Source organism: Leucobacter aridicollis (assembly GCF_013409595.1).
GTDB lineage: Bacteria > Actinomycetota > Actinomycetes > Actinomycetales > Microbacteriaceae > Leucobacter > Leucobacter aridicollis.
Map to the genome: position 1 here is coordinate 172,863 of NZ_JACCBD010000001.1, position 25,675 is coordinate 198,537.

Below are 25,675 nucleotides of genomic sequence, written 5' to 3' on the forward strand. Positions count from 1 at the left end.
ATCGGACCTGATGTGGCTGACCCTGAGGTGCTTTGATTGCTCGGATGGCATGACCGCTGCGTGTGCGGTTGAGCATGAGAGGACAATGACGTGGCCAAGACTTCCCGCCTAAGCGGACTTCGCAATCTCACCGTCGCTGAGCGGCGTACCACCCTGATGGACGCCTTCGAAGCGCCGCCTACGAATATGGAGGCGCTTGTCGGTAGCGGCTTGTCTGAAGAGCAAGCCGACCGGATGATCGAGAACGTGATCGGCCAGATCGGGATCCCGGTTGGGGTGGCGACAAACTTTGTCGTGAATGGTCGCGAGGTGCTCGTGCCGATGGCCACTGAGGAGCCGTCTGTCGTGGCGGCCGCATCGAACATCGCTCGGATGGCTCGAGAACTTGGTGGCATTACGACCACGACGAGCGAGCCATTGATGCAAGCGCAAATTCAGCTTCTCGACATCGCAGACCCACATGGTGCGCGGGCGCGACTCATCGAGTCGGCTGATGAAATCCTGGCCCTCGCCAATGCACAAGATCCGAAGCTTGTCGAGATCGGTGGCGGTGCGCGCGACATTCGCGTACGCATACTGCCGCGGAGCGAGGGTGGATCACACGTTGTCGTGCACCTCATCGTCGATGTCGCCGACGCTATGGGGGCGAACGCCGTGAACACTATGGCGGAGGCCGTTGCTCCTCGACTCGCTGAACTCGCCGGAGGCCGGCCACTGCTCCGAATTCTCACCAACCTCGCTGACCTGAGGCTTGTTCGAGCTCGGCTGGCTATTCCACCCGGAGCGCTGGGCGGCGGCCAAGTCGTAGACGACATGCTCGCCGGCGCCATGCTTGCAGTCGATGATCCCTACCGAGCCGCCACCCATAACAAGGGCATCATGAACGGCATCTCCGCTGTCGTACTCGCAACGGGCAATGACACTCGGGCCGTCGAAGCCGGAGCGCACTCGTACGCTGCGCGCGACGGCCAGTATCGGGCGCTTTCGCGGTTCGAACGAGACGAGTCGGGCTCGCTCGTCGCTACCCTGGAGCTGCCAATGGCTGTTGGGCTCGTCGGGGGCGCAACGAAGACCCATCCCGCAGCGCGGGCGGCAGTTGAGATCACCGAAGTGAAATCCGCTGCAGAACTCGGTGAAATTGTCTGCGCCGTGGGCCTCGCTCAGAACGTCGCCGCCGTACGCGCACTCGCTGCCGAGGGTATCCAGCGGGGCCACATGGGACTCCACGCGCGCAACGTGGCGATCGGGGCAGGCGCGACGGCCAGCGAGGTCGATGCAGTCGCGAGTGCGCTCGTTGCAGACGGGCGCGTTCGCGCAGACATCGCTGAGGGAATTATCGGTGAACTGCGGGCCGAACGGTGACTGACGTTCGGGCGCTTGGCTTGCCCGCCCGCGTCTCCCTGCCAAGTGGGCCGGACGCCGTGGAAGTCTGGGAGATGGCGCCGCGTGATGGGCTGCAAGCCGAGTCCAGGCTCCTCGGCATCGACGAGCGGGTTGAGCTCATCGAGCGGCTCGCCGGCGCCGGTTGCCCCATCATCGAGGTCGGTAGCTTTGTCCGCCCGGACCGTGTACCGGCAATGGCGGGTTCTGATGAGGTGCTTCGCCGGGTGGCGCACCTCGACGTGCGAAAACCAGTGCTGGTGCCGAATCTCCGTGGCTATGAGCTCGCGCGCGCCGCTGGCGCCACTGAGATCGCTGTCTTCCTCAGCGTCACCGAGTCCTTTTCGCAGAGCAACCTTGGTGCATCGCGCGAGACCATGGAAGCCGCTGCCGCTGCCGTAGTCGCGCGCGCCGTTGCTGACGGCGTGCGCGTACGCGGATATCTCTCTATGGTCTTCGGAGACCCGTGGGAAGGTCCAGTGTCGCCACGGGAGGTCCTCGGCCTTGCTCAGCGAATGCGGGCGTTCGGGGTATCGCAGCTTTCGCTTGGGGACACCATCGGTGTCGCGACGCCCGGCCAGGTGACCGAAGTGGTGCGCACGCTTACCGGGGAAGGAGTGCCTGTCGCTGATCTCGCGTTGCACATGCACGACACCTACGGTCAAGCTTTGGCAAACGTTGCCGCTGGCCTTGCCGAGGGAATCCGCGTCTTTGACTCGTCGGCGGGTGGGGTTGGTGGCTGCCCCTTTGCGCGTTCGGCCACCGGCAACCTTGCCACCGACGACTTGTTGTGGATGCTCATGGGGATGGGCATCCAGACAGGCATCAATTTGGATGCCCTCACCGAGGCGAGCTCGTGGCTGAGTGCCACGCTCCGCAAACCCCCTACATCACGAGTCGCAACGGCGCTGGCGCGTTAGAAAGAGGAAGCTCAATGAACAACGACCACCTTCTGGAGGTGTGGGGAGACACGGTTGATAGCCGTCACCTCGTCGCCTCTATTGGACTTGGCATTGGTATCGCGGTACCCGCCTACTTTGTCGCAGAGTGGGGATTTGGCCTGCTCACTGACGGCGATCCCCTCGCTCACTCCTACTCGCTGGTGACCGGCCTTGCAGCGTGTGTGCTGGCCGCCGTCATCGCGGCGCGGTTCTTCAAGCCGAAGAGGATCGTCAGGATCGGCGAGGAAAGCTCTGGCTCCCGCGCTGACGCGATGGATGCCATCGAAGCCGAGCTGGGCCCGCTCGGGGACCCCGACGAACTTCCTGCGGCGACGCTCGCGGAGGTTCGTGAACTCGGACTCTATGACGATCTCCGTGCGCAGCACCTGAAGAACGAACGCCGGCGAGCGGAACAGGGGGACGCTTCCTAATGGAACTTATCGAACTCCTGCTGTGGGCTGTCGGAATGGCCCTTGCTGGTGCCGTTGTGTTCGGGCTGCTTGGGCTCGTGTCGGGGACCGACGAGACGGCCACGATCGCGCCCCTGACTCTGCTGGTGATCCTGCTTGGTGTGCCACCCGTCGGCGTCTTTGCCTTCTTCATGGCATCGATCGCGGCGAAACACATCACCCACGCGATACCCACCACACTCCTCGGGATACCCGGCGACACGCTAGCCGCGCCGTTGCTCCGCGATGCTCAGATGCTGCGCGAGCTTGGGGTTCCACACATTGCCCTGCGCAAGGCCATCTCCGGCGGCGTCGTTGCCGCTCTCATTGCAGTGCCGTTGGCCGTGCTGTTTGCGATGATTCTGACGCCTTTCTCGGGAGCGATCAGCTCGGTTGCTCCGTGGTTGTTCCTTGCCGCTGCGGTGCTCATCGCCGTTCTTTCGAAGGGCCGTTGGGGTGCATTGGTGGCACTCGTTCCGTTTGTCTTGATTGTTGTTGGCCTCCAAGGGTGGGCAACGGGGGTGCTTGGCAAGGGGCTGTCGATCAGCTTCTTCCTGGGAATTGCAATCGGGCCCCTCATTGCCGACCTGGTGCTCTCCGCGAGCCCCACCGGTCGGAAACTACTGAAGCGGGATGCTCCGAGAACCTTCGAGCTTGCGGCAGATGTTCGAACGTGGAAGGGCCGGACCCCGAACCCATTCCGGGTGCTAGACCGTGGCCAGCTCGCGGGTACCGCCTCAGCGGCGGTCGTGTCGAGCGCGACGTTCGTCTTTTCTCCGGTCGCAATGACTGTGCTCATGGGCGAGACGTTCGGCGGTCGAATCAAGAACGGTTACCGTCGACTGACATCGATGATGGCGATCAAGAACGGCACGACGGAGTCCACGTATATTGCTGAGACGCTGATCCCGCTCATCGCAATCGGATTGCCGCTTTCGCCCATGGCGGCGGGCCCAGCCAACCCGCTCTTCAACGCTCCGCCGGTCTACACGATCGATGCCGACTCGGGCGAAACGAACAACCTGCACAACCTGCTGGAGCCCTGGCAGTTCTTAGTATTCGGCCTCGTTGCGGTGGTCATCGCGCTGCTGATCACCTACCCGTTCGCGATGACGCAGGCGCACCGTGCCGCGTCCTGGATCATGCGTAAGGTCTCGCACGAAGCCATCATTGGTGCGTTCGCCGGGCTCATCGCCGTAATCTGCTTGTACGAGGGAGGCATTGTCGCGCTTCTCGTGGCGGTCAGTATCGGGCTGGTCGGAGGACTGTTGAATCGGATGTTCCAGGTTCATACCGGAGTCCAATTCATGGGGTACTACGTCGCCGCGCTGACGGTTCCAGCGATTGGAGCCTTGTTCGCTGGATGATTCACTTGCGAACGCCGCTCCCAGCGGCGTTCGCAAGCTCCCGCCCGAGGCGCAGGACCTCGTCGACAGCTGAGCCTCGCCGGCCGCGGCTGAGACGCCTCACGCGGCACGCGCCCGCACCATACGTAACGCGAAGAAAACCCGTCAGTGGCGGGCCGCGATGGAGTACTCTCTCCACAAGTCGTGATGTTCCGCGGCGAGTACGGTGACCCAACGAGGCGGTGTGGCGCGAATGGACGATCGAGCGGTATCTTTCAGGAAAACGACGGAGATCATCGCGAGCGGTGGTTCGGTTGAGATCCTCGGCGAGCATGGCGTCGGCAAGAGCCATCTGGTGCACCAGATCGTCGAACACTTCCGTAACCTCACCTGGCGCGTGATTGAAGTGCGGGGGATCTACGCGTACCGGACGACGCCGTTCGCCTGCCTGAGCCTCGCTGGAGTCGAGACCGCCCCGAGCGGGCGGGGGTTCTCCGTCGGCGCTGTCGTGACCGAGCTCGCCGCGCTGCTGGGCGACGACGACGCGCTGCTTGTGCTTGAGGATGCCGACTTCATCGACGACGCGAGCTGGGGCGCGCTCTCCGCGGTGTGCTCGCGCAAGCGGATCCCAACCATCGTCAGCCGGCTTCCCGGCTCCTCGCGGCACCGCGTTGGGAATCAGCTTGAGGGGCTCAGCATCGCGCCTGGTTTCGGGGTGCGCCTTGGGCCGCTCGGCTTCGACGAGCTGGCTGCCGTGATCGAGCGTGCGACCGGTCACCCGATGCATCCGAGCACCACCAGCTCCGTGTTCGCAGAGTCCGGCGGCAACGTCGGGCTTGCGCTGACGATGGTGCGGGCAGCGATTCACGACGGAAAGATGCAGCTCGATCGCGGATCGTGGGTGGCGTCGGGCACGTTTTGGAGTAACGCACTCATTCCGTACGTCGACGCGCTCCTTGCCGAGCTCACCGACGAGCAGTGGGACGCGCTCGAGATTCTCGCACTGCTGGGGATCGTCGAGCTCGACACCCTCGTCGAGTTCACCGGTCACGAGGTGCCGACGCAGCTTGAGGACCTCGCGCTCATCGGCCTGTACCCCTCGGCCGGCAGGCTGCTTGTGACGGTGCAGCCGCCGCTGCTTGTTGACTTTTTCAGGCAGCGGCCCGCCGCGGCGAGGCGACACAAACTGAGCAAGATGCTCGAGGCTCATCTGGGCGGCGACACCGCGAAGGCGATCCCGTTCCACCTGCCCGAGCTCACCGCAACGCCGGACGCGCCGTTCGTGCGGCTCGTCCACGAGCACCTGCGCAACCGGATGCTCGTCGCGCAGTCGGAATGGTCCCGCTCGCCGTCGCGCACGACGCTCGCGAACCTCATCGAGATCTCGGTCTCGGCGGGGGCGACACAGGAGGAGCTGGAGGAGCTGTTCGATCTGGCGGCGGGGCTCCCCGCTGAGGCCAGCGAGGCGATCATGGTGCGCTGGGTGCTGCTGCAGGTCGACCACTGGCTGTTTATCTCGCGCGAGTTCGATCGGGCCCTCACGACGTTGGTCGAGGAATCCGGGCGCTTTCCGCGGCTCGGGCCGCTGCTCAACGTCCGCGCGTTCGAGGTGCAGGGCGCGCTGCTGCCGCAGGCCGATCCTGATCTGCTGCCCGACCCGAAGGACACACGGCTTGACGTGCGCGTCCGCGTTGCCGTTCACGAGGCGCTCGGCGCCCACCTGTTGCGCGACGGGAACCCCGCTGCTGCCCGCGCGCACTACGCCGCGGCGGAGTCGATTGACGTTCGTCCGCCGTCAATCGAGCGGACAGGCTTTGTCATCATGACCGAGTACTTTGGAGGCCACCCCGACCTCGCGCGGACCTACGCCGAGCAGGGGCTCGCCGCCGCGCGCGAGTCATTCGACAACCTCGCCATCCGTGGGTTTTGCTACATATCGGCGCTCATCGACATCTTCGACGGCCGGTACTGGCGCGCGGAGGAGTCGATCCGGCTCGCGCTCTCGCTCGGCGAGCCGATCCGCCAGCCGCCCTTCGTACACCTGTCGCTTATCGTTATGGGCGCCGTGCTCGCGGCGGTGCGAGGCGACCTGCGGACGGCCCAGCTCCTGCAAGCCCAGTACGAGGCGCTGCCGGTGCCCGACAGCCTGCTGCCGGGCGGGACGCGTGGCTGGGCATCGGCTCACATCACGGCGGCCGCGGGCGACGCCGCCGCTGGTGCGGATCTGGCTGAGGCGGGCGGCGACGAGCTGTGGGCCCGGGGGTCGAAGCTCAACGCAGGCCTCACGTATCTCACCGCGCTCGATCTCGACCCAACGTCCGATCGGCTCGACCGCCTCCGCGAGCGTCTCACGAGCCTCGCGTCTGAATATTTCGCGCGGAGGCTGGAACTGTTCGAATCAATCGTGGCGGGAGCCGCTGGCAAGGCTGCGGCAACGGGAACGCAGCTGGCGGCAGGCGGATTCTACGGCGACGCGCTCACCGCGTACCGGGTGGCTCAGAACCTGGCCGAGGAGGCGGGCGACGCCGCCAAGGCAGAGGCTCACAAGCAGCAGTACGACGAGCTCCGCGCCGAGCTCCCCCGTGAGGAATTCGGGGACATCCACGCTGAGAACCTCGGATCGCAACTGACGGCGCGCGAGCAGGAGATCACGCGGCTCGTGCTCGCGGGCGCCACGAACCAGCAGATCGCGGATCGCCTGGTGCTGTCGGTGCGGACGATCGAGAGCCACATGCACCGCATCATGAAGAAGACCGGAGTGCGAAAGCGTGGTGACCTCGCCTCGGTGGTGAACCTGCCGGGCTGATTCGGGTGTCCTTCTGGCCCGCGCGCGTGACCCGCGGCCGGGCCTTAGGAGTTGCTCGCGAAATAGTCGGCGAGGTCGGCGCGACGATCGATGTCGAGCTTTCGCATGATGCGATAGATGTGGCTTTCGACGGTGCGGATCGAGAGGACGAGGTCGGAGGCAATCTGTTGGTTCGAGAGGCCGGACTGGGCGAGCCGCGCGATGCGCAGCTCTCGGCTCGTGAGCTCTGCCGCCACCTTTGAGCCCCGGCGCGGGTCGTATTGCCCCGTCGGCAGACTCTTGGTGAGCTCTGTGAGCTTGCGCTCGAATACCGCGGTCTCGGCAGGGTCCCCACTCGAACGCGAGATCTCGGCCGCGAGCCGAAGCGCAGAGATAGCGAACGAGTACCTGCGCTGCTGGGCGAAGACGCCGGCAAGGTCGGCGAGCGCAGGAGCGTCCTCGGAGATCCTTGCCACGGCATGCTGCACGAGGAGCGCGACGGCGGGGGCGGTGACCTGCTGCAGCCGCGGCAGTGTGGCCGCGAGGCGTTCGCGTGTTGGGTCGGCTTCGAGCGCGCCGAGATAGGCGTAGGCTGCGGCTAGGCGCGAGTCCTGCTCCCAGTACTCGTGCCCAGACCGCTCTGCGAGGGCGGCTGCGTCGCGCTGCTTTCCCGAGCTGATGAGAGCCTGGACTGCGGCCCACTGGGGGCTGACACCCGGCAGCGGCACGGCGACGTCGTGCATGCGGGGCTGATCGTGTAGGGGCCGCTCACCGAGATTCTTCCGCCCTTGTCGCGCGGCGAGGACAGCGGCGGCGGTGGCGAGGCTCATCCGAGTGAAGGCCGGGAGGGTGCCCGGAGCGCCAAGCATGTGCGTGCGTGCGATGACGCTGCCGGCTTCTTTGTGCCTGCCCTCAAGGAGCAGCAGGGTCGCGCAGAGCGAACCACGAGCGATTACTGCGACGGTGTCGAGGTTGGCGACGGCGTCATGGAACGCGTCGAGGCATCGAAGGATGGTGTTGGCAGCGTCGCCAGAGAGGTACGCTGCGTAGCCCTCGAAGATCTCGACCGTGGCGTCGACGCTGCTCGTCCCTGGGGCAGCAGCGAGTAGTTCGCGGCGTTCCTCAAACAGCACGGTGCACGCGCCGACGTTGCCCTCGACGAGCGCAAGCATTCCCTGAGTGGCGAGGATCTCTGCGTGGACGCGGGGCGGGGCGTCCGACGGTGGGCGCGGGCATGACCTTGCGCGCGCCTGATCTCCGGAATACACCAGCGCGAGTTGCGCGGCGCGAGCCTCGAGAGCTGGGGCGTACTCGCTTCCCGAGGCAGCTGCGGTCGCAAGCACGGTCATCGCGCCGCTCAGGTCGGCGTCACGCGCGATGTGTACGTCGGCGATGGTGCAGGCCCAGTCGAACGACTCTTCGTCCGTCGCCGTGAGTTGCTGCGCCTCGGCGACGATCGCGGCAACCTCCTCAGTAAACCTGTCGATACCTAGTGTGAGCGCCCGCACCGCTCGCGCAGCCGTGCGAAGGCTCGGGGCCTCTCGCCACGCTTGACCCGCAGCAAACTGCTCCGCGCGAATCCGTTCGTGCGCGAGTCGGACGAGCTGAGCCGGGTGCTCAGACTCAGCCTCGAGCGCCGTCGACCCCCAGGCGCCTTGGGACGGCTGGGGGAGGCCCTCGAGCGCCTTGGTGAGCCTGAACCTGCGGACGTGGTTGGCCTCGTGGCGGAAGTATTCGGCGAGGAGTGGGGGTTCAACGGACACGACGTTGTCGCCATCGACGGGGACAATCTGAATGAATCCGTGGTCCTCGAGCCGTTCAAGCAGGCCGAGGTCGACGACTTCGCTTGCGCGGCTGACGCTGACGGCGCCGAGGAGGGAGAGCACCTCGAGGGCGTCTCGATACTCGCCGTCGAGCCTATCGATGAGCCTGCGTGCGAGCGCCGCCAGTGAGTCGTTCCACAGGTCCGCAGCGCCGCGCCACTCATTCTCGATGACGCGCAGCTTGTCGACCTGCGTGGCGGCGTCGACGAGCGCCAGGGCGAGGCCGGGGCTGCCGCCGGTCTTCGCGTAGATCCGGCTCAACGTGTTCGGGGCGATCGCGCCGTTCAGGTGCTGTTTGAGTGCCTGCTCGAGCTCGGCGAACGTCAGAGGCCGAAGCCGTACCTCGCGCATCTTGCTGCCTGCGAGGGGGCTCAAGCGTGACGTCGAGATGCCCGGCGGGTCGGCCGGAAGCCTGCTGCACACGAGCGGAACCGCATTGCGTCTTGCAGCGGCCTGGATGACGCCCCAACTCGCGTCGTCGAGTTCCTGCCAGTCGTCGACGAACAGGGCCGACCTGCCGTGTGGCAGTTTCGCGCACAGATCGCTGACCGCCGCCGCAAGGAGCGCCGCGACCGGTTGAGGCCGGAGCTCTGCGGCGTTCACAAGCCCGGCGACGGTGAGCGCTGCGAGCGGATGGTTGACGAACGATGGCTGGCCCTGCACGCTGTAGACGACCCAGCCGTCCTGCTGCAGCGAGCTCTGTGCGCGCTGCAGCAGCGTCGTCTTTCCGCTCCCCGGCGCACCAACGACCTCAACGTGCTTTCCACGCTGAACGTCCTCGCAGATAACGTTCGCATGATGATTGCGATGCATAGTTCTCGGCCCCTCATTTGCGGTCGGTGCGTCGAAGACTCTCGCGGCCGCTGGGACCGCTGGGCGCGCACGCTGGGGCGCGATCTTCTCTCCAGATCAGCAGCCGGTGACGACCAGCGTGGGCACGGGACGCACTAGTTTTCTACCGCGTTGACGGGCGGACGGGCCCACGAAGCGACCGAATTTCGGTGCCGAGTGAGTACAGTGCAGCATTCCTGAGGGGCCCAAGCGCCCCAATGCAGTAGTTTCTCGGCCCGTGGCCGTGAGTGGACTACGTAGTCGGCAGTGGATCGTTCTCGGTGGGTGCTAGCCCCGCCCCGCGGTGAGCTGAAACTCGACGAATCCCTCGGGTTCGACGGAGACAAATCCGAGGGTGGGGGCCGTTACGCCAAAGTCGGCGAAGGTGATCGGAACAGACCCAGCGAGCTCGGCGGTCGTGCCGTCGCTTCGCAGTTCGACGTCGACAGTCACGGTCTGCGTCTTCCCGGCGATCGTGAGCTCGCCGGTGGCGCTCGCGTGGACGGTTTCGCCCGACTCGGGCGTCTCAGCGAGCTGGACGGGCTCCGTGAGCGTGAACGTCGCCTCCGGGAACTCGCTGGCTCGCAGCGCCTGGTCTCGGAAGTAGGCATCGCGCTGCGCACTGTCGGTCTCAATCGATGCCACGTCCACCGACAGCTGCGCGGCGGTGAGGGTGAGCCCGTCCTCGCCGACGGTGAACGTGCCAGTGACGTCCTGCGTGCGGCCGGTCACCGTGACGTCGGTGCCGTTCAGTACCTCGTCGACCCGGTAGCCGGCCTCGGACCCTGCAGTCACGGACCAGTCGCCCACGAGGGCAGCCGGGTCGAGCGCGCCGGTCATGCCGTCCGCCGGCGCGTCGGCGGGGCGCTCGACCGACGGCACCTCGGCTGCGGGCGCGGCGATGAAGTCGCGGTAGATGCTTGGCCCGACGAGTGCCCCCACCGCGCCGAGCGCGAGGAGGCCGGCGCCGACGCCGATGAGGATCTTGTGGTTCTTCTGCATGAGGAATCTTCCGTCGGAGGAGCGCGGGTATCAACCTTCGCAGTTTCCTCGACGAGATTGCTTTGAAAAGGTAGGGAAGTTGCTGGCAACTTATCGGGTGCCAGGGCCCGCATTCGCCGCACCCTCGGCCGCTTGCCCGCCGCCCGTGATGGTGAGCCACAGCGGCCACCCGACGAACCACACGCCGGTCACGAGCCACACGCGACCGATCCAGCCGGCGAGCTCCGCGGTGCGCGCGCTGTCGCCGACGAGCAGCACGATGACGCCGATGACGACGCTCGCGATGACGGCGCAGAGCAGCATCCGACCCCATTGCTGCCACTCGTAGCGGACGTGGGCGCTGCCAGCCTTGGGCGGCTTGACCGGGGGCGGGCCGCCCGCGAACCTGTGCGCGAACCGCGCATCCACCCGGTTGATGATCTGGTGCCCGAACGCCACGGTAAACCCGAGATAGACCGCCCCGAGCCCGTGGGCGAAGGTGGCGGTTGCGCCATTGAAGACGAGATCCCAGGTAATAAGCGCGAGCAGCAGCAGATCCAGGAGAGGGACGCAGAGCAGCAGCACGGACGAGAGACGGCGAAGCCGCAGCAGATACCGCGCGCCGAGGCCCGCTGCGAGGACCACCCAGAACCCAATCTCGCAGGCGACGATCCCGATAACGATGATGTTCATACATCCAGGCTCCCGTGAGCGGGCGCGGACCGGATCCTCCCCCTGGCCGCACCTGCTCCTCCGATCGAATGAGCCACGGGGCCGGGCCGTGGGCGAAGATAGAACCATGCAAGCTGACTGGGTGAAGACGCTCCCGGCGCACCCCGGACGCCGAGACGCCCTGATCGCCGCGTTCTGGCTCGTTGTCGGCGGCGTCGCGTGGGGCTTGGGCTTCACCGGGATCTGGGGGCAACTCGCCGTCTTCGAGGCGCCACGCTGGGCATTCCTCGTCACGCTCGCGGCCGCAGCCGCACCCCTACTCATGCGCTCACGCAGGCCGTTCCTCGCGCTCGGGCTCGGGGCCGCCGTCGCCCTCGCCGACACGCTCCTGGGCGCGAGCGTCGCGGTGGTGTTCGTCTTCACGGACCTCATCTACGCCGCCGTGAAGTACGGGAGCCCGCGCGCCGTGCGGATCCTGCTGCGCCTCGCAGGGTTCGCCGCGGCGGCGCTCGCCGCCGCGCTGGTGCTTGTCACTCCGACCCACCCCGAGATCGCCGTCGCGCTCGTGCAGTGGGGGCTCATCGTCGCGGTGTCCGGCCTGTGGGGCTGGAACGTGCGCGCCGAGCGCGCGAGCACGGCCGCGGAGCTCGCGACCCGTCACGCGAGCGACACCCGCGAACTGCGCACCCGGATCGCGCACGACCTCCACGACCTCGTCGCGAACCAGATCGCCGTCGCCGGGCTGCACATCGAGGCGGCCAAGCTGCAGGCCGCGAAGCTCGACCGCGCCGATCCCGATGCTGGACCGCGCACCGACCTCAGCGCGCTCCAACAGAGCCTTGACCGCGCGAAGAACGGAACCGATCGCGCGCACCACGAGCTGCGCGGGCTCATCTCCGTGCTCACGCTCGTCGACGAGGCGGGAAGCGGTGCGCCGATCGACACCGGCGAGGAACTCGCATCAATCGCTGGCCTGCTGCCGGCGGGGCGCGCGGTGCACTGGGCGGAATCGGCCGATGAGACGATCTCCCGGGCGCTCGCACGGGAACAGACCGCGCGGGTCAGGATCCTGCTCCGCTCGCTCCAGGAGCTCGCCGCGAATGCGGCGAAGCACGGAACCGGCGATGTCGAGGTCCGCGCGGAGCATCTTGAGGGCGTAACCGAACAGCCCGACGGTCGGGCGCTGCGCATCGCCGTCAGCAATGCCCGCGGTGCCGGCGCACATCCGCTGCCGACAGGCACGGGTCTCGGGATCGAGGGAACCCGCGTGCTGCTCGAAAGCGTCGGCGGGACGTTGCGCTCGGGGGCCGATGGGGCGACGTGGCGCGCCGTGCTCGAGCTGCCCACCCTCGGCGCGCGCAGGGGCGGGCGAGTGCCACCGGAGGGAAGCCGATGACCGAACCTATTCGCGTACTCATTGCCGACGATCACGAGGCGGTGCGCAGCGGCGTGGCCGCGATCCTCCAAGCTGGCGACGGCATCGAGGTCGTCGCCGAGGCCGAGAACGGCCTCGATGCGGTCGCCGCATGTCACCGCTTGGCGCCAGACGTCGCACTCGTCGACCTGCGCATGCCGGGAACCGACGGCGTGTGGGCGACGGAGCGGATCACCGCCGAGACGGCGACTCGGGTGCTGGTGCTCACCACGTACGACTCGGGCGATCTCATCGCGAGCGCGCTCGCCGCCGGCGCACACGGCTATCTCCTCAAGAGCACGAGCGGTGGCGACCTCATTGATGCGGTGCGGCACGTTGCGGCGGACCGACACGTGCTCGACCCCGCCGTCGCCGGTTCGGTGATCGCCGGGTTCACCGCCGCGCGGCGTACCAGTCCAGCTCCCGGCGGCGACGCCTCAGGCGGCCTCGCCGACCTCACGCCGCGCGAACGGCAGGTGCTCGAGCTCCTCGTCGCGGGGCTGTCGAACCAGCACATCGCCCGCGAGCTCCACATCGGCGTGACGACGGTCAAGACGCACGTGGGATCGCTCTACACGAAGAGCGGCGCGACCTCACGCGTGCAACTCGCGGCGCTTGGCGCGGCCGCTATCTGACGCGCAGGGCAGCGGGCAGCACCCGCGCTTCGAATGACACGACATCCTCGAAGTCGTCGCCGTCCACCTCAAACGCGTGCGGGTGGGGGAGCTCGACCCTCACCGTGCGCGCCCGCAGATGCCCGGTCGAGGCGGAACTCTCGGCCCGGTCGCCGCCAGTGAGCAGCCGCTTCAGGCCGTTCTCCCACACCATGTTGCGCATCGTGTCGAGCCAGGCGGCGATCCCATCCGCGCGCAGCACGAGCAGGTCGAGCTCGCCGTCGTCGGGCTCCGCGTCTGGGAGGAGCGTGATTCCGCCCTGGAGCGTGCCGCAGTTCGCGACGAGCAGCGTGTGGGCCTCCTCGGGGTGTCGATCCGCGCCGTCGAGTGAGAGCGAGAACTCGACAACCTCGGTCTCCGCCGTCGCGCGCCCGAGCGACTCCACGTAGGCGAGCCACCCGGCCTTCTCTTTGAGGTCGTCGTCGGTTTCGACGATCATCTGCGCGTCGATGCCGAAGCCGACCATCACGACGAAGGCCTCGGCTTCGCTCGCGCCGTCCGCGCGCGTCAGCGTGACTTCGCCGAGATCGAGCGGCTGCGCCTCCCCGGCGAGCACGCGCGCGAACGCAGACTCGGGGTCTCCGAGCGGAACGCCGAGGTTGCGCGCCAGCAGGTTCCCAGTGCCGAGCGGAATGATCCCGAGGTCTGCGCGCGGGCTGCCCTCACCCGCCCGCGCGCCGAGGCCGCCGAGCGCCCCCGCGACCGCGCGAACCGTCCCGTCGCCGCCAGCAGCGACGACGACCGTGCATCCCGCTGCGAGCGCCTCCCGGGCCGCGGCGCCTCCCGGATCGGCTACCGTCGTTTCAAACCAGTGCAGATCGGGCTCGCGGCCGCTCGACGCGACTGCGGCCGCGACCGCAGCGCTGAGCTCGCTCTCCGCGACCTTTGACGGATTCCAGACGATGCCGATGGTCTCGTGCACGGTGTTCCCCTTGCCGTGACGCAGCCGGCACGGTCGCCGACTGCTCGTGCCACTATGCTTGCGCGACTGGCTGAAAGTTCGCCGGTTATGCGTCAGAGCTGCGCGAGCTGCGCCTTCCAGTAGGCGCGCCACTCTTCGATGCGCTCGCCAGAGCTCATCCCATCCTGACTGATCGCGAGGATCGTCCGCGCGGGATCCTTCGCGGTCGCCGACACCTCGACCTTGCCGGCATCGGTGAGCGAGAACCGCCAAAACGAGCGCTTCTCCGTGCGCGAGCTGCGCGCCCCGGTCACCTCGTGTCCGAGGTGCTCCGCAGCATCGCCGAACCGCTCGACCCAGGCGGCGAGCGCGGCGTCACGCTCGAGCGGCAGGGTGCGGCTCGCGCTCACACGGAAGTCACCGGCGGACGACTGGCCGGGCACCCGCAGGCCGGCGTGCTGCTCGAACGCGATTGCGACGCCCTGCGCCCACCACTCCTCGTTCTCGACGTTCGGCGGCATCGTCGCGAGCGCGAGCTTCGCGATCTCCGTGTGCCCGAGGGAGCGCGCCCCGTGGGCATCGAACACGCTGACCCAGTCCGCCCACTGCCTGCCTGTCGCCCGCTCGATTGCGGGAACCCGCTCGCCGCGGGTGTTGTTCCCGGTCCCGCCATTCGTCGTACTCATAGTGTCAGTGTAGGCCCGTGGCGGCTCGGCGGGCGCGAGCTGCGACCACCCAGCGCCAATACGGTCGCGGGAGCCCGCGAATGGTTGAATGAGGGGCATGATGGATACGACAGCCGGGCCCGCGAATCGAGCAACGAGGCGATATGCGGAGCAGGAGTCGTCGCAGCATGCGGCTCGGGGTAGCGAGGGAGTCGAACCTGGCGAGGTCGGCGACAGCACGGAGCTCGAGCAGTTCCGCATCGACCTCGAACGGATTCGCTTCTCGTCGTATTTCGCGCGGCTGTCGGACGTGACGCAGGTTGTGCCGCAGTCCGGCGTGGGGCCCGTGATGCACAACCGGCTCACGCACTCCCTCAAGGTGAGCGCCGTCGCCCGCGTCGTCGCGGCGAACCTCGCCGGGGCCGCCGCACACCACAGCGCGTTCGAACGCGGTGAGGCGGCGACCGATGACGAGACCGGCGCGATCGTGACGGCGCTCGGTGGGTGCGACACGATCGTCGCCCAGGCGGCCGCGCACGCGCACGACCTCGGGCATCCACCGTTCGGGCACCTCGGTGAGCGTGTGCTCGACAGGGTCGCGCGCGAGCGCCTCGGACTCGCCGAGGGGTTCGAAGGCAACGCCCAGACGTTCCGCATTCTTACCTCGCTCGACACGCTCGGGCGCGACTTCGCCGGCCTGAATCTCACGGCCGCGGTGCGCGCGTCAGTGCTGAAGTACCCCTGGACGCGGGCGCGGTGGGTCGGCGTGACCGCGAACGAACTGCCCGTCACCGAGCGGCCACGCGGCGTCGGCAACGACCCGGTGAAGGGCGCCGAGAAGTTCTCGAGCTACGTGCTCGAGGTCGGCGAGCTTGAGCAGGCGCTGTCCGCCTTCCCGGCGATCGCCGAGGGCGTGCAGACCGTCGAGTGCGCGGTGATGGACGTCGCAGACGACATCGCGTACGCGGTGCACGACCTCGACGACTTCACGCGGGCTGGCGTGCTGCAGCACGCCGCCGTCGCCGCAGAGCTCCAGACGTGGCTCGCTGAGGACGCCGTGCTCGCGGCCGAGCCGCTTGCGAAGGTCCAGGTGGAGTGGCGCAGGCCGGGCCGCTCGCTCGAGCTGAAGTGGCGAAGCATGAGCAGAAAGGATGGCTGGATCGCAAACCGGGACGCGTTCCGAGCCGCCGTGCAGCTCGTGTGCGACGAACTCGTCGACGGCCTGCTCCTGTCGCCCTACGACGGGGGCATCGCGAGCGAGCGCGCCGTCTCCGGGTTCACCCGCCGCTGGATCGAGCGACTCCGCTCCTCGATCGTCGTCGAGGCCAAGCCGCACATGCGCGGCGGGCACGTGCGACTCAACCAGCGCGCGTGGCACGAGGTCGCCGTGCTGAAGTTCGTGCACGCGAGCTTCGTGCTCGAGTCGCCCGACCTCGCGCACTCCCAGCGCGGTCAGGCCCGCGTCGTCGAGGAACTCGTGCTCGGCTTCGACGCCTGGCTGTCGGACCCCGACGACGCCGGCCGCGCGCCGCGCAGACTGCTCGAGTGGGTCGACGAGGCCACTGAGAACCTCTTCGATCTCTCGAAGGAGCGGCCGGAGCTGCTGCAGGGGGACATCTCGGGCACGGGCATTCACCGCAGGGGCCGCGCGCGTGCGATCCTCGACTACGTCTCGTCCTTCACGGACCAGCAGGCGGTGGCCGCGTTCGACCTGCTCACCCGCGCCGGATAGCTCGGGGCGCTGCTAGCCCGTCACCTCGAAGTCGGACCCTGGCTGCCACGGCACGGTCCAGCCGACACCGTCGATACGTGCCGCAACGCTGGCCTGACCTGTGCGGGTCATTCTCGTGTCGAGAGAAACGTGCCGACCGCGACCAAGACTCCGGCTAAGAACGATATGCCAATCGCAATGACCGGAACGATCTTGGAAGCAGATCCCTCCAGCTGCCCCACCAGCAGTGACACGGCAAAGACGTTGAGCGTGGCATTGACCCCGTTCACAATAGCCAGTCCGAGGCGTGCCTCGCGGCGGTTCCAGGCGCGAGCTGCAACCTGCCCGAGGATGATGACGAGCAGGGCGCATGCAGGCATGACGAGGAGCTCGGCTGGCGACGCGTACCGGGAAGGCCTCCCGTCCCACCACTGCATGACGACCCCCTCAGGGGCAAGCGGCATCAGCCACACCACTGTCCCCGCGGTGAGCAACGAGAGCACGCTCGGGAAGACAATAGTGGCCAACGTGGATCGGCGCGATCCGCGACGCATCAGGTGCTCTCGGCCGTTTCAGCTGGAACAGAACCTGGCTCGGCGACCGTGTTGAGTGAGAATTCAATCATTGTCGCTGCAGTCTGTGACATCGACAGACACCCATACCTTACGAACGAACGTGCCTGTGTGTTGATGGACAACCGCACGCGTCTCCCGAGCAGCGACGGCCGTGTCGACTGCTGGTAACCCGCCTCCGATCGAGCGCTGCGGCGGTCGTTTCAGACTGACTCCGGTAGCGATACGGGCACTTCCATAGCGGTGCTGCGAACAAAGGTGCGCCTCAGTCCACAGGATCTTCTTCCTCGTCACGATCGCTCGATCCTGTCTAGCCATACGAATGTTCCTCAGTGGTTTTCGCAGTCGGCGCGAAGGGCGTGAACTTGCCGAGCACAACTAGGACGAGAAGGAGGATCGCTGGGACGATCCAACCGCTCCACCCAGTGATGTTGCCGTGTAGCGGGTCGAAACGGCCGTTCTCTGCAACGAACACGATAAACAATGAGCCGGCGGCGTTGAGGGTGCTGTGCGCGAGGGCAGCGGGCCAGACTGATCCTCCGCGAAGCCTGAGCCACCCGAAGAGCCCGCCCATGATCGTGCTGAACGCGACCATGGCGAGGAGAGCAAGCCAGCCCGGAGTTCCTGGGTAATTGTGCCCTAGCAGGATTACGGGAGCATGCCAGAGTCCCCAGATGACACCGGATATGAGAATCGCGGGCCACGGGCCGTACTTCAGAAGCTTTGGTAATAGCCAGCCACGCCACCCGATTTCCTCGCCGAGTGCGGGGAGCAGATTGATGAACAGCGCGGAGACGAGAACGTTCAAGAACTGCAACGCTACAAGCGCGCCGATAGGCATAGGCAGCTCGGTGCTTCCTGCTTGGGCAAGCTGCATCTCGGTGATCTGGCGGAAGCCCGAGAAATGGGTGAAGTCAGCCGGATACACTCCGAACAATGACCCAACCACCAGGGCGAGTAAACACAGCGCGATCGTGAGGAAGAGGGCAACTATGAGGTAGCCGATGAGCCTCCCCGCTGGCTTGAGCGGGACGAGACCGAGCGCCTCCGCCTTTCGCTCAGGCTTTTCGATGACAAGCACCACAGTGAGTGCGGCGACCGTTGGAACGAACATCATCGTAGTTACGAGAAGGTTCGCGAGTGGCGAACGTAACCCCTCTCCGAGCCAGAGTGGAAGTGCTATCGCCCATGCCAACACGAATGAGATCACGGTAAAGATAGCCACCGAAACACCAGACCATCGACTGTAACTCATTCGGTTTACCACCGCCTCATTGCTGTGTTTCGAATATCATACAGAACGCACTGCCCTTAGTCATTCCAGCGGGCTGAGATGGGCGTCGGCATGCTTGATGGCTTGCGGAGGTGTCGAGGCAAGGCTGCGAAGCGGCTCAGCATGAGGGGACTGAGCTGCGATCGGAGGAAGCTCCTGCGTGGCAGTGTGAGTATTGGCCCGCGCCCGATAGCTCGGGGCGCTGCTAGCCCGTCACCTCGAAGTCGGACCCTGGCTGCCACGGCACGGTCCAGCCGACACCGTCGAAGACGCTCGACAGGAGCATCCCGGTGAAGCCCCACACGGTGTGGCCGCCGAACCTGTCTTGCAGCTTGAACGCGGCGCCGCGATGCGTCGCGCCCGCGCGCCGGAGCACGGAGTGGCCGCGGGCCGCCGGGTCGAGCATCTCGGCGACGGGCACACGGAAGACCTCGACGGACTCGGTGTGGTCGGCGGCGACGTTGCTGGGAAGCCGCCACCAGCCGATCACGGGCGTGACGAGGTTGCGGCTCACCGGCACGTGGATCTCGGGCAGCGTGCCGAGGACCTCGACGCCCGCAGGGTCGAGTCCGGTCTCCTCCGCGGCCTCTCGCAGTGCCGTCTGCGTGATGTCCGCGTCCTCCGGCTCGACGCCGCCGCCCGGGAAGGCGATCTGGCCTGCGTGATGCCGCATCCGGGTCGCGCGGCGGGTGAGCAGCACGTCGAGCTCGGCCGGGACCGGCTCGCCCGACGCCGGGTCTGCGGGCACCCTGTCGAGCGCGCCGAAGAGGATCAGCACGGCGGACCGGCGGAGCTCGCCAGTGGTCTGCGGAAACGGCGGTTCAAAGTCGATCCCGAACCCGCGATCGACCGCGTCCTTGAGCTGCTGCCGCGCTTCCGCCTTCGTACGTGCCATGACTTTAGCTTAGGCGCTCGCCTCCGCGAGCTAGCCGTCGATGAGGAGATCGGCGAAGCCGTCGGGCACGCGCTGCGAGCGCGCCCACGGCTCGCGGTCGCGACGGGCGACGCGCTTGACCTGCCGAGTCTCCTCGGCGCGGGCAGCGGTGAGCACCGCGATGACCGCCGCACGCTCCTCTTCGCTGACGCCGCGGGTGATGAACGTAATGTCGTCGCCGTGGATGGCGTCGTCTTCCTCGCCGGCGTCCTCCCGCTTGGCGGCGTCGCGCGCGGCGGCGTCGGGCGGCAGGTCGCCCGCGAGCGCCGCGAGCTCCTCGTCGATGTCCGCCGCCGGGTCGACCGCGGTTTCGGTGTTCTGCTCGCTCATAGCGGGATGTTGCCGTGCTTCTTCGCGGGCAGTTCGTCGCGCTTTCCGCGGAGGCCGCGGAGCGCCTTGATGACTGCGAGGCGGGTGCCGGCTGGCTCGAGCACATTGTCGATCTCGCCGCGCTCGGCCGCGAGGAACGGGCTCGTGACGTCTGCCGTGTACTTCGCCGTGAGTTCGGCACGCAGCGCCTCGACGTCTTGGCCTGCGGCCTCGGCAGCCGCGAGCTCCTTGCGGTAGAGGATGTTCACGGCGCCCGCGCCGCCCATGACGGCGATCTCGGCGGTGGGCCACGCGATGTTGAAGTCTGCGCCCATCTCCTTCGAGCCCATCACGATGTACGCGCCGCCGTAGGCCTTGCGCGTAATGATCGTGACGAGCGGCACCGTCGCCTCCGCGTACGCGAAGAGCAGCTTCGCGCCGCGACGGATGACGCCCTGGTACTCCTGCTCGGTGCCGGGCAGGTAGCCGGGAACGTCGACGAGCGTCAAGATCGGGATCGAGAACGCGTCGCAGAACCGCACGAAGCGTGCGGCCTTCTCGCTCGCGTCGATGTTCAGCGTGCCGGCCATCTGGTTCGGCTGGTTCGCGACGATGCCGACCGTGCGGCCTTCGACGCGGCCGAAGCCGATGAGGATGTTCGGGGCGAACAGCGGCTGCACCTCGAGGAAGTCGCCGCCATCGAGGATCGCCTCGATGACGACCTTCATGTCGTAGGGCTGATTCTGGCTGTCCGGGATGATCGTGTTCAGCCGGCGGTCTGCCTCGGTGATCTCGAACGCGGTGTCGCTGTCGTAGATCGGGGCCTCGGCCAGGTTGTTGTCGGGGAGGAAGCTGATGAGCGTGCGCGCGTAGTCGAGCGCGTCGAGCTCATCGCTTGCGAGGTAGTGCGATACGCCGCTCGTCTTGTTGTGGGTGAGCGCGCCGCCGAGCTCCTCGAAGCCGACCTCCTCGCCCGTCACGGTCTTGATCACGTCAGGGCCGGTGACGAACATGTTGCTCGTCTTGTCGACCATAATGACGAAGTCGGTGAGGGCGGGCGAGTAGACCGCGCCGCCGGCCGACGGGCCCATCACGATCGAGATCTGCGGGATCACGCCCGAAGAGAGCGTGTTGCGCTTGAAGATGCGGGCGTACTGCGAGAGCGAGAACACGCCCTCCTGGATGCGGGCGCCGCCCGAATCGAGCATGCCGATGATCGGTGCGCCGGTCTTCATCGCGAAGTCCATCGCCTTCACGATCTTCTCGCCCGCAGCCTCGCCGAGCGAACCACCGAACGTGGTGAAGTCCTGCGAGTAGACGACGACCTGGCGGCCGTGGATCGTGCCAGCGCCGGTCACGACGGCGTCGCCGAAGGGGCGATTCGCGTCCATGCCAAACGCCGTCGAGCGGTGCTTCACGTACTTGTCGAACTCGACGAAGGATCCGGGGTCGAGGAGCGACGCGATGCGCTCGCGCGCGGTCATCTTGCCGCGCGGATGCTGCTTGGCTGCTGCTGCTGCGTCGCGGTCACCGACGGCCTCTTGATACTTCCGGCGATGGTCCGCAATGCGGCCGGCCGTCGTTGCGAGGTACTCGGGAGCGGTGTCGTTCTCTGAGGTCACCCGTTTAGCCTAGCGCGGGTATATGCCGCAAAGTTCAAGAACTCCTCCAACTGAATTGCGGATCCTTGGTTGGAATCCTCAGTGAGTGCGGGGGTGGAGCGCGCGTCCGGGCCGTTCGGGTGCCCGGCCACCGGGCTCCGGGGAATAGGCTCGCACGTATGGAACTCAGGCAGACCCGCGCCCAGCAGCCCCGTGTCGAGTGGCGCGACGAGTCACCCTCGACCAACGCCGAACTCCGTGAGCTTGCGGCGGAGGCCGACCGCGCCGGAGCACCGCTCCCGCACGGCACCGTGCTGCTCACCGACAATCAGACGGCCGGGAGGGGGCGGCTCACCCGCGGCTGGGAGGTGCTGCCGGGGCGGGCGCTCGCCGTCTCCGTGCTCGTGCGCGGGTACGGCCACCGCGACGGCGCCGGTGCCGGTGCCGCCGCTGCTGATGCTGGTGGTGGTGCTGCTGCCGGTGCTGCTGCTGCAGCGTGGGGCGACCTCGGCCCGGGCTGGCTGCCGTTCATCGCCGGGGCGGCAGTGAACGCCGCGTTTCAGCCGCTGTTCACCGCGGCAGCCGCCCGCGACGAGACCGAGGCGATGCGTGTTGGCATGAAGTGGCCGAACGACATCCACGTCCGCGACGAGGAGGATGCGGTCGCCGGCCGGACCGGGAAAAAACTCTGTGGGATCCTCTGCGAGCTCCTCCCCGACGGCAGTGCGATTATCGGAATGGGCATGAACCTGCTCATTCCCGAGTGGGAACTGCCGACTGAGCGGGCGACGTCGCTGCTCGCCGCGGGCGCCGACGTCGGGGGCGCGGAGAGCTTCGCAGACCCGCTCGGGGCCGAGCTCGCCGACCGGGTGGTCGCCGCCGTCACCGCCGAGATCTCACGACTCGCGGAGCTCGCAGCCCGCGAACCGGAGGCGATCAGGATCCGGGCAGCGCGCCATTCCCTGACCCTCGGCAGCGAGGTTCGCGTTCACCTGCCGGGCGACGAGATCGTCGATGGCAGGGCGCGAGCGCTCGCGGACGACGGCGCCCTGATTGTCGATCTACCGACCGGCGGCACCCTCACCGTGAACGCGGGAGACGTGCAGCACCTGCGCTAGTTCGCGGCCCGCCAGTGCTGCCTTCCCCTGTCGGCTCTGCCCTCCGGCAGTACCAATGCAATCTGCCCAAGATCTGCCCCAACTCGCAGTTGAGGGCATATCTTGGGCAGATTGCATTGGGTGGCGCTCGAGTTCGATCGCGAGTGCGACCGCGAGCGCCCGGGTGGGGCCGGCTAGCGCCGCTCACCCTCCAGCGGGAACTCGTCACCGAGCGCATCGATCTGCTGCGTCGTCGGGTCGCCCTCGGAGAAGTCCATCTTCGGAACAGGCCCGCGGAAACCGCGCGTCACGAGCACGATCACGCCTACGCCGAGGACGAGCCAGCACGCGCCGACAAGCCAGGTGATCGGCTGAAGGGAGGTCCACAGCCAGATCGTCAGCCCAAACCCGACAAGCGGGATCACGCCGAACCGCAAGATCTCCCACGCCGTCGCCGGCCGCGTGCGACCGCCCTTCGGGAAGAGGTAGGTGCGGATCACCGAGAGGTTCACCATCGCGAACGCGGCGAGCGCGCCGAAGCTGATCATGAACGCCGCGACGTCGAACGGCACGAACAGTGCGGAGAGCGCGAACGTTGACACGACGACGGCCGCGACGATCGGGGTGCCGAAGCGCTTGTGCAGGCGCGAGAGTGGCTTGGGCAGCATGCCGTCGCGGCCCATCGCGTAGAGGATGCGCGAGACCGACACCTGGCCTGTCATGCCAGACCCGAACGCCCCGGCAACGTAGACCGCGACGAAGAACGCGGTGAACCAGCTCGCGCCGAACGAGTCCATGACGGTGGTGCCGGCGGCGTCGATCTGCGCCTGGTCCATTGAGGCCCAATCGGGGTCGAACGCGAGCGCGCCCGCCCATGCGACGAGGATGAAGAAGAACCCGCCAACGAGGGTCGACAGCATGATGGCGCGGGGGATGTCTCGGCGCGGGTTCTTTGCTTCTTCGGAGAGCGTCGAGACGGCGTCGAATCCGAGGAACGACAGAGCGAGGATCGCGGCGCCCGACGCGATCGCACCGATCCCGCCCTCGCCGAAGGTGAACGGCTCGATGATGCCGACATCCGTGGCGCCGCCGAGGTGCTGCTTGAACGCGAGCGCGACAAACACGATGACGAGCACGACTGACAGCGCGATGATTGCCATGTTGAGCTTGCTCACGAGCGTGATGCCGAGCACGTTGAAGACGAGCACGAGCAGCAGCGCGGCGAGCGTGAATACCCAGATCGGGATCGCCGGGAACTGCGTGTTCATATAGATGCCGATGAGCATGAAGTTGATCATCGGGATGAACAGGTAGTCGAGCAGCATGACCCAGCCGGTGAGGAAGCCTGCCGCGCCGCCGAAGGACTGCTGCGCGTAGGTGTAGGCGGACCCGGCGACCGGGTACCGCCGCACCATGGCCGCGTAGCTCCCCGCGGTGAAGAGCATGGTGATGACGGCGACGATGTACGCCGCCGGGAGCTTACCGCCGGTCACCTGGTTCACGATGCCGTACGTCGTGAATACGGTGATGACGGTCATATAGGTCACGCCGAAGAACGTGAGCCCGGTGAGCCCGAGCGCCCGCCGCATGTGCGGCTGGCTTTCGGACGACGCTGTGGGGGTGGTGGTGGACACGATTCTCCTTTGAATCAGCGGATGGTGTGGGGGTTAGTAGGTGCGTTCGCCCGCGAGCCAGGTGCCGCGGACGTCGATGGACGGGATGGAGTTGGGGTCGACGGCCAGCGGATCGGCAGACAGCCAGACGGCGTCTGCGACCATGCCGATGCGGAGCGTGCCGCGATCGTCCGCGAGGGCCTGCCTGGCCGTGCCGGCGGTGTACGCGGAGAGGGCCTCGCCTGCGCTCACCCGCTCGTCCGGCAGCCACGCCTCGGCGTTGGGTTCGAGGTGGCTGTGGCGTGTGACCGCCGTCGAGAACGCGGGGCGCCAATCCTTGGTGGTGACCGGCCAGTCGCTACCGAATGACACTGTCGCGCCAGCCCGAAGCACGGACCCAATGAGGTACTGCCAGCCCTCGCGGTCGTGGCCAATGTGCGGGATGGTGAGGTCGCGCATTACGGCGTCGCACTGGGCCCAGTAGGGCTCGAAGTTCGCGATGGTGTCGAGTTCGGCGAAGCGTGCGACCTGATCCTCAGCGAGCATCGCCACGTGCGCGATTACGTGGGCGCGTTCGCGGGCAGGATTTGTCGCCTGCACGGCGGCGATGGTGTCGAGCGCGATGCGATTCGCGTCGTCGCCGATCGCGTGAATGTGCAGCTGGAATCCCGCGAGGTCGAACGCGCGCGCCGCGGCGATGAGCTCGTCCTCGGCCCAGTTCGGCAGGCCGCGCTCATCGGGGCGGTCGGCGTACGGGGCGGCGAGGACCGCGGTGTGGTTCTCGATGACGCCGTCGACGAAGAACTTGACGGTGTTCGCGCTCAGCCGGTCGTGCGCGAGCGCGCGGATCTCGTCTCGCTGCACACCGAATGCGGCGACCTGATCCCGCCAGGTCGCGGGGTCTGCGCGGAAGGCGAGGTTGACGCGCGTGTGGAGGCGACCCGCACGTGCGGCCTCGACGTAGCTGGGAAGGTCCGTCGGCTCGACCCAGGCGTCCTGGACCCACGTCGTACCCTGTTCGGCGTAGGCGCGGGTGGCTGCTTCGATCGCTGCGACGCGATCCTCGAGCGAGAACGGCGGCACCACGTTCGCGATGAAGTCGTTTGCCGCCGCCTCCTGGAGTGTGCCCGTCGGAGTGCCGTCGGCGTCGCGCACGTAGCGTCCAAGCTCGGGGTCCGGGGTATCTGCCGTGATGCCCCCGGCGCGGAGCGCAGCGGTGTTCACCCAGGCCGTGTGATAGTCCCACGCGCGCAGGATCGTCGGGGTGTCACCGGTGACCTCGTCGAGCCACTCGGCCCGGAACACCCCGCCGGGGGCGAACGTCGCGTCGTAGCTCGCCCCGACAATCCACTTGGTCTCCGGGTGCTGCCGCTTCCAGTCGGCGACCGCGGTCAGGATCCCGGCGACATCTGCCGCCCCGCGCACGTTCGGGCCGACGGCCTCGAGCCCGCCGAGCACCGGATGGGCGTGGCCCTCGCCGATCCCCGGCACGAGCGTTCCACCCGCAAGGTCGACGACCTCTGCATGCTCGGCCCTCGCGAGTTCGTCGGCTGCGGCGTCGAGCGCGACGACCCTGCCGTCCTCGAACGCGATCGCCGCGGCGACATCGACGCCGCCCGTGCGGTCCGCCGCGACGATGACTGTTCCGCCAGTGAATACCGTGAGTGCCACGCTCGCTCCATCTCTGGCGCCTCTGCCAGTTC

Annotated in this window: 21 protein-coding genes; 9 read left to right on the forward strand and 12 right to left on the reverse strand. The window is 67.4% G+C overall.

Translation table 11 applies throughout. From position 1 onward, the window contains the following. The first annotated feature begins 90 nt into the window (after nucleotides 1-90). The 5 genes from BJ960_RS00790 (at nucleotide 91) to BJ960_RS00810 (ending at nucleotide 6,922) form a co-directional block, all read left to right on the forward strand. Nucleotides 91-1,362: a hydroxymethylglutaryl-CoA reductase, degradative gene (locus BJ960_RS00790; RefSeq protein WP_185985857.1), complete on the forward strand. Its 1,272-nt coding sequence runs from the start codon at nucleotides 91-93 to the stop codon at nucleotides 1,360-1,362. Beyond that, nucleotides 1,359-2,300, forward strand: coding sequence for a hydroxymethylglutaryl-CoA lyase (locus BJ960_RS00795; protein WP_425324742.1), 942 nt, complete (start codon nucleotides 1,359-1,361; stop codon nucleotides 2,298-2,300). Before BJ960_RS00790 ends, BJ960_RS00795 begins: the two co-directional genes overlap by 4 nt. Before the next feature lie 14 nt (nucleotides 2,301-2,314). Next, entirely contained in the window at nucleotides 2,315-2,752 is a 438-nt protein-coding gene (locus BJ960_RS00800; RefSeq protein ID WP_121074225.1) for a hypothetical protein, read from the forward strand. Then, nucleotides 2,752-4,137, forward strand: a complete 1,386-nt coding sequence (locus tag BJ960_RS00805) for a tripartite tricarboxylate transporter permease (protein WP_185985859.1) — start codon at nucleotides 2,752-2,754, stop codon at nucleotides 4,135-4,137. Before BJ960_RS00800 ends, BJ960_RS00805 begins: the two co-directional genes overlap by 1 nt. 232 nt (nucleotides 4,138-4,369) lie before the next feature. Continuing rightward, the gene (locus tag BJ960_RS00810) at nucleotides 4,370-6,922 is read left to right on the forward strand and encodes a LuxR C-terminal-related transcriptional regulator (RefSeq protein WP_185985860.1); all 2,553 of its coding nucleotides are present in this window, start codon (nucleotides 4,370-4,372) and stop codon (nucleotides 6,920-6,922) included. A gap of 44 nt (nucleotides 6,923-6,966) precedes the next feature. On the opposite strand, the gene BJ960_RS00815 is transcribed toward BJ960_RS00810, so the two are convergent. From BJ960_RS00815 to BJ960_RS00825, 3 genes are all read right to left on the reverse strand, one after another. Beyond that, on the reverse strand, nucleotides 6,967-9,537 hold the full coding sequence (locus BJ960_RS00815; protein ID WP_185985861.1) for a LuxR family transcriptional regulator: 2,571 nt from the start codon (nucleotides 9,535-9,537) through the stop codon (nucleotides 6,967-6,969). A gap of 306 nt (nucleotides 9,538-9,843) precedes the next feature. Then, a complete protein-coding gene (locus BJ960_RS00820) occupies nucleotides 9,844-10,557 on the reverse strand; it encodes a YceI family protein (protein WP_185985862.1) in 714 nt (237 codons plus the stop codon). A gap of 90 nt (nucleotides 10,558-10,647) precedes the next feature. After that, nucleotides 10,648-11,229: a hypothetical protein gene (locus BJ960_RS00825; protein WP_202229205.1), complete on the reverse strand. Its 582-nt coding sequence runs from the start codon at nucleotides 11,227-11,229 to the stop codon at nucleotides 10,648-10,650. Between the two features lie 106 nt (nucleotides 11,230-11,335). On the opposite strand from BJ960_RS00825, the gene BJ960_RS00830 reads away from it, so the two are divergent. Both BJ960_RS00830 and BJ960_RS00835 read left to right on the forward strand, forming a co-directional pair. Further along, nucleotides 11,336-12,604, forward strand: a complete 1,269-nt coding sequence (locus BJ960_RS00830) for a sensor histidine kinase (protein ID WP_185985863.1) — start codon at nucleotides 11,336-11,338, stop codon at nucleotides 12,602-12,604. After that, complete coding sequence (locus BJ960_RS00835) at nucleotides 12,601-13,257, forward strand: response regulator (protein WP_185985864.1); 657 nt, start codon at nucleotides 12,601-12,603, stop codon at nucleotides 13,255-13,257. The genes BJ960_RS00830 and BJ960_RS00835 overlap by 4 nt, the downstream gene beginning before the upstream one ends. On the opposite strand, the gene BJ960_RS00840 is transcribed toward BJ960_RS00835, so the two are convergent. After that, nucleotides 13,250-14,218 carry a diacylglycerol/lipid kinase family protein gene (locus BJ960_RS00840; RefSeq protein WP_185985865.1) on the reverse strand — a complete coding sequence of 323 codons (969 nt, stop codon included), beginning with the start codon at nucleotides 14,216-14,218 and terminating at the stop codon, nucleotides 13,250-13,252. The genes BJ960_RS00835 and BJ960_RS00840 overlap by 8 nt on opposite strands. A gap of 92 nt (nucleotides 14,219-14,310) precedes the next feature. Next, the gene (locus BJ960_RS00845; RefSeq protein ID WP_185985866.1) at nucleotides 14,311-14,883 is read right to left on the reverse strand and encodes a hypothetical protein; all 573 of its coding nucleotides are present in this window, start codon (nucleotides 14,881-14,883) and stop codon (nucleotides 14,311-14,313) included. Nucleotides 14,884-14,980: 97 nt separating this feature from the next. Here BJ960_RS00845 and BJ960_RS00850 point away from each other — a divergent pair, with 97 nt between their 5' ends. Beyond that, complete coding sequence (locus BJ960_RS00850) at nucleotides 14,981-16,594, forward strand: deoxyguanosinetriphosphate triphosphohydrolase family protein (RefSeq protein ID WP_237463723.1); 1,614 nt, start codon at nucleotides 14,981-14,983, stop codon at nucleotides 16,592-16,594. A gap of 107 nt (nucleotides 16,595-16,701) precedes the next feature. Here the strand turns inward: BJ960_RS00850 and BJ960_RS00855 are convergent, their stop codons facing one another. From BJ960_RS00855 to BJ960_RS00875, 5 genes are all read right to left on the reverse strand, one after another. After that, complete coding sequence (locus BJ960_RS00855; RefSeq protein ID WP_185985867.1) at nucleotides 16,702-17,100, reverse strand: hypothetical protein; 399 nt, start codon at nucleotides 17,098-17,100, stop codon at nucleotides 16,702-16,704. Nucleotides 17,101-17,455: 355 nt separating this feature from the next. Further along, nucleotides 17,456-18,370: a CPBP family intramembrane glutamic endopeptidase gene (locus BJ960_RS17090; protein WP_202229206.1), complete on the reverse strand. Its 915-nt coding sequence runs from the start codon at nucleotides 18,368-18,370 to the stop codon at nucleotides 17,456-17,458. 253 nt (nucleotides 18,371-18,623) lie between these two features. Beyond that, entirely contained in the window at nucleotides 18,624-19,313 is a 690-nt protein-coding gene (locus BJ960_RS00865; protein ID WP_185985869.1) for an NUDIX hydrolase, read from the reverse strand. A 30-nt stretch (nucleotides 19,314-19,343) separates the two neighbouring features. After that, entirely contained in the window at nucleotides 19,344-19,682 is a 339-nt protein-coding gene (locus BJ960_RS00870; RefSeq protein WP_185985870.1) for a hypothetical protein, read from the reverse strand. Further along, nucleotides 19,679-21,283, reverse strand: a complete 1,605-nt coding sequence (locus BJ960_RS00875; RefSeq protein ID WP_121074197.1) for an acyl-CoA carboxylase subunit beta — start codon at nucleotides 21,281-21,283, stop codon at nucleotides 19,679-19,681. Before BJ960_RS00875 ends, BJ960_RS00870 begins: the two co-directional genes overlap by 4 nt. Nucleotides 21,284-21,441: 158 nt before the next feature. Between BJ960_RS00875 and BJ960_RS00880 the strand changes: the two genes are divergently transcribed. Then, nucleotides 21,442-22,380, forward strand: a complete 939-nt coding sequence (locus BJ960_RS00880) for a biotin--[acetyl-CoA-carboxylase] ligase (RefSeq protein ID WP_185985871.1) — start codon at nucleotides 21,442-21,444, stop codon at nucleotides 22,378-22,380. 173 nt (nucleotides 22,381-22,553) lie between these two features. Here BJ960_RS00880 and BJ960_RS00885 read toward each other — a convergent pair whose 3' ends face one another. Continuing rightward, the gene (locus BJ960_RS00885; RefSeq protein WP_185988083.1) at nucleotides 22,554-23,948 is read right to left on the reverse strand and encodes an APC family permease; all 1,395 of its coding nucleotides are present in this window, start codon (nucleotides 23,946-23,948) and stop codon (nucleotides 22,554-22,556) included. 78 nt (nucleotides 23,949-24,026) lie between these two features. Beyond that, nucleotides 24,027-25,643: an amidohydrolase gene (locus tag BJ960_RS00890; RefSeq protein ID WP_185985872.1), complete on the reverse strand. Its 1,617-nt coding sequence runs from the start codon at nucleotides 25,641-25,643 to the stop codon at nucleotides 24,027-24,029. Nucleotides 25,644-25,675 lie beyond the last annotated feature (32 nt).

Excerpts from the sequence above, each read along its gene's own strand:
- BJ960_RS00885 (WP_185988083.1), bottom strand. The coding sequence starts at position 23,948 with ATGCGGCGGGCGCTCGGGCTCACCGGGCTCACGTTCTTCGGCGTGACC.
- BJ960_RS00815 (WP_185985861.1), bottom strand. The coding sequence starts at position 9,537 with ATGCATCGCAATCATCATGCGAACGTTATCTGCGAGGACGTTCAGCGT.
- BJ960_RS00810 (WP_185985860.1), top strand. The coding sequence starts at position 4,370 with ATGGACGATCGAGCGGTATCTTTCAGGAAAACGACGGAGATCATCGCG.
- BJ960_RS00800 (WP_121074225.1), top strand. The coding sequence starts at position 2,315 with ATGAACAACGACCACCTTCTGGAGGTGTGGGGAGACACGGTTGATAGC.
- BJ960_RS00850 (WP_237463723.1), top strand. The coding sequence starts at position 14,981 with ATGATGGATACGACAGCCGGGCCCGCGAATCGAGCAACGAGGCGATAT.
- BJ960_RS00820 (WP_185985862.1), bottom strand. The coding sequence starts at position 10,557 with ATGCAGAAGAACCACAAGATCCTCATCGGCGTCGGCGCCGGCCTCCTC.
- BJ960_RS00805 (WP_185985859.1), top strand. The coding sequence starts at position 2,752 with ATGGAACTTATCGAACTCCTGCTGTGGGCTGTCGGAATGGCCCTTGCT.
- BJ960_RS00835 (WP_185985864.1), top strand. The coding sequence starts at position 12,601 with ATGACCGAACCTATTCGCGTACTCATTGCCGACGATCACGAGGCGGTG.
- BJ960_RS00845 (WP_185985866.1), bottom strand. The coding sequence starts at position 14,883 with ATGAGTACGACGAATGGCGGGACCGGGAACAACACCCGCGGCGAGCGG.
- BJ960_RS00870 (WP_185985870.1), bottom strand. The coding sequence starts at position 19,682 with ATGAGCGAGCAGAACACCGAAACCGCGGTCGACCCGGCGGCGGACATC.
- BJ960_RS00825 (WP_202229205.1), bottom strand. The coding sequence starts at position 11,229 with ATGAACATCATCGTTATCGGGATCGTCGCCTGCGAGATTGGGTTCTGG.
- BJ960_RS00865 (WP_185985869.1), bottom strand. The coding sequence starts at position 19,313 with ATGGCACGTACGAAGGCGGAAGCGCGGCAGCAGCTCAAGGACGCGGTC.
- BJ960_RS00830 (WP_185985863.1), top strand. The coding sequence starts at position 11,336 with ATGCAAGCTGACTGGGTGAAGACGCTCCCGGCGCACCCCGGACGCCGA.
- BJ960_RS00880 (WP_185985871.1), top strand. The coding sequence starts at position 21,442 with ATGGAACTCAGGCAGACCCGCGCCCAGCAGCCCCGTGTCGAGTGGCGC.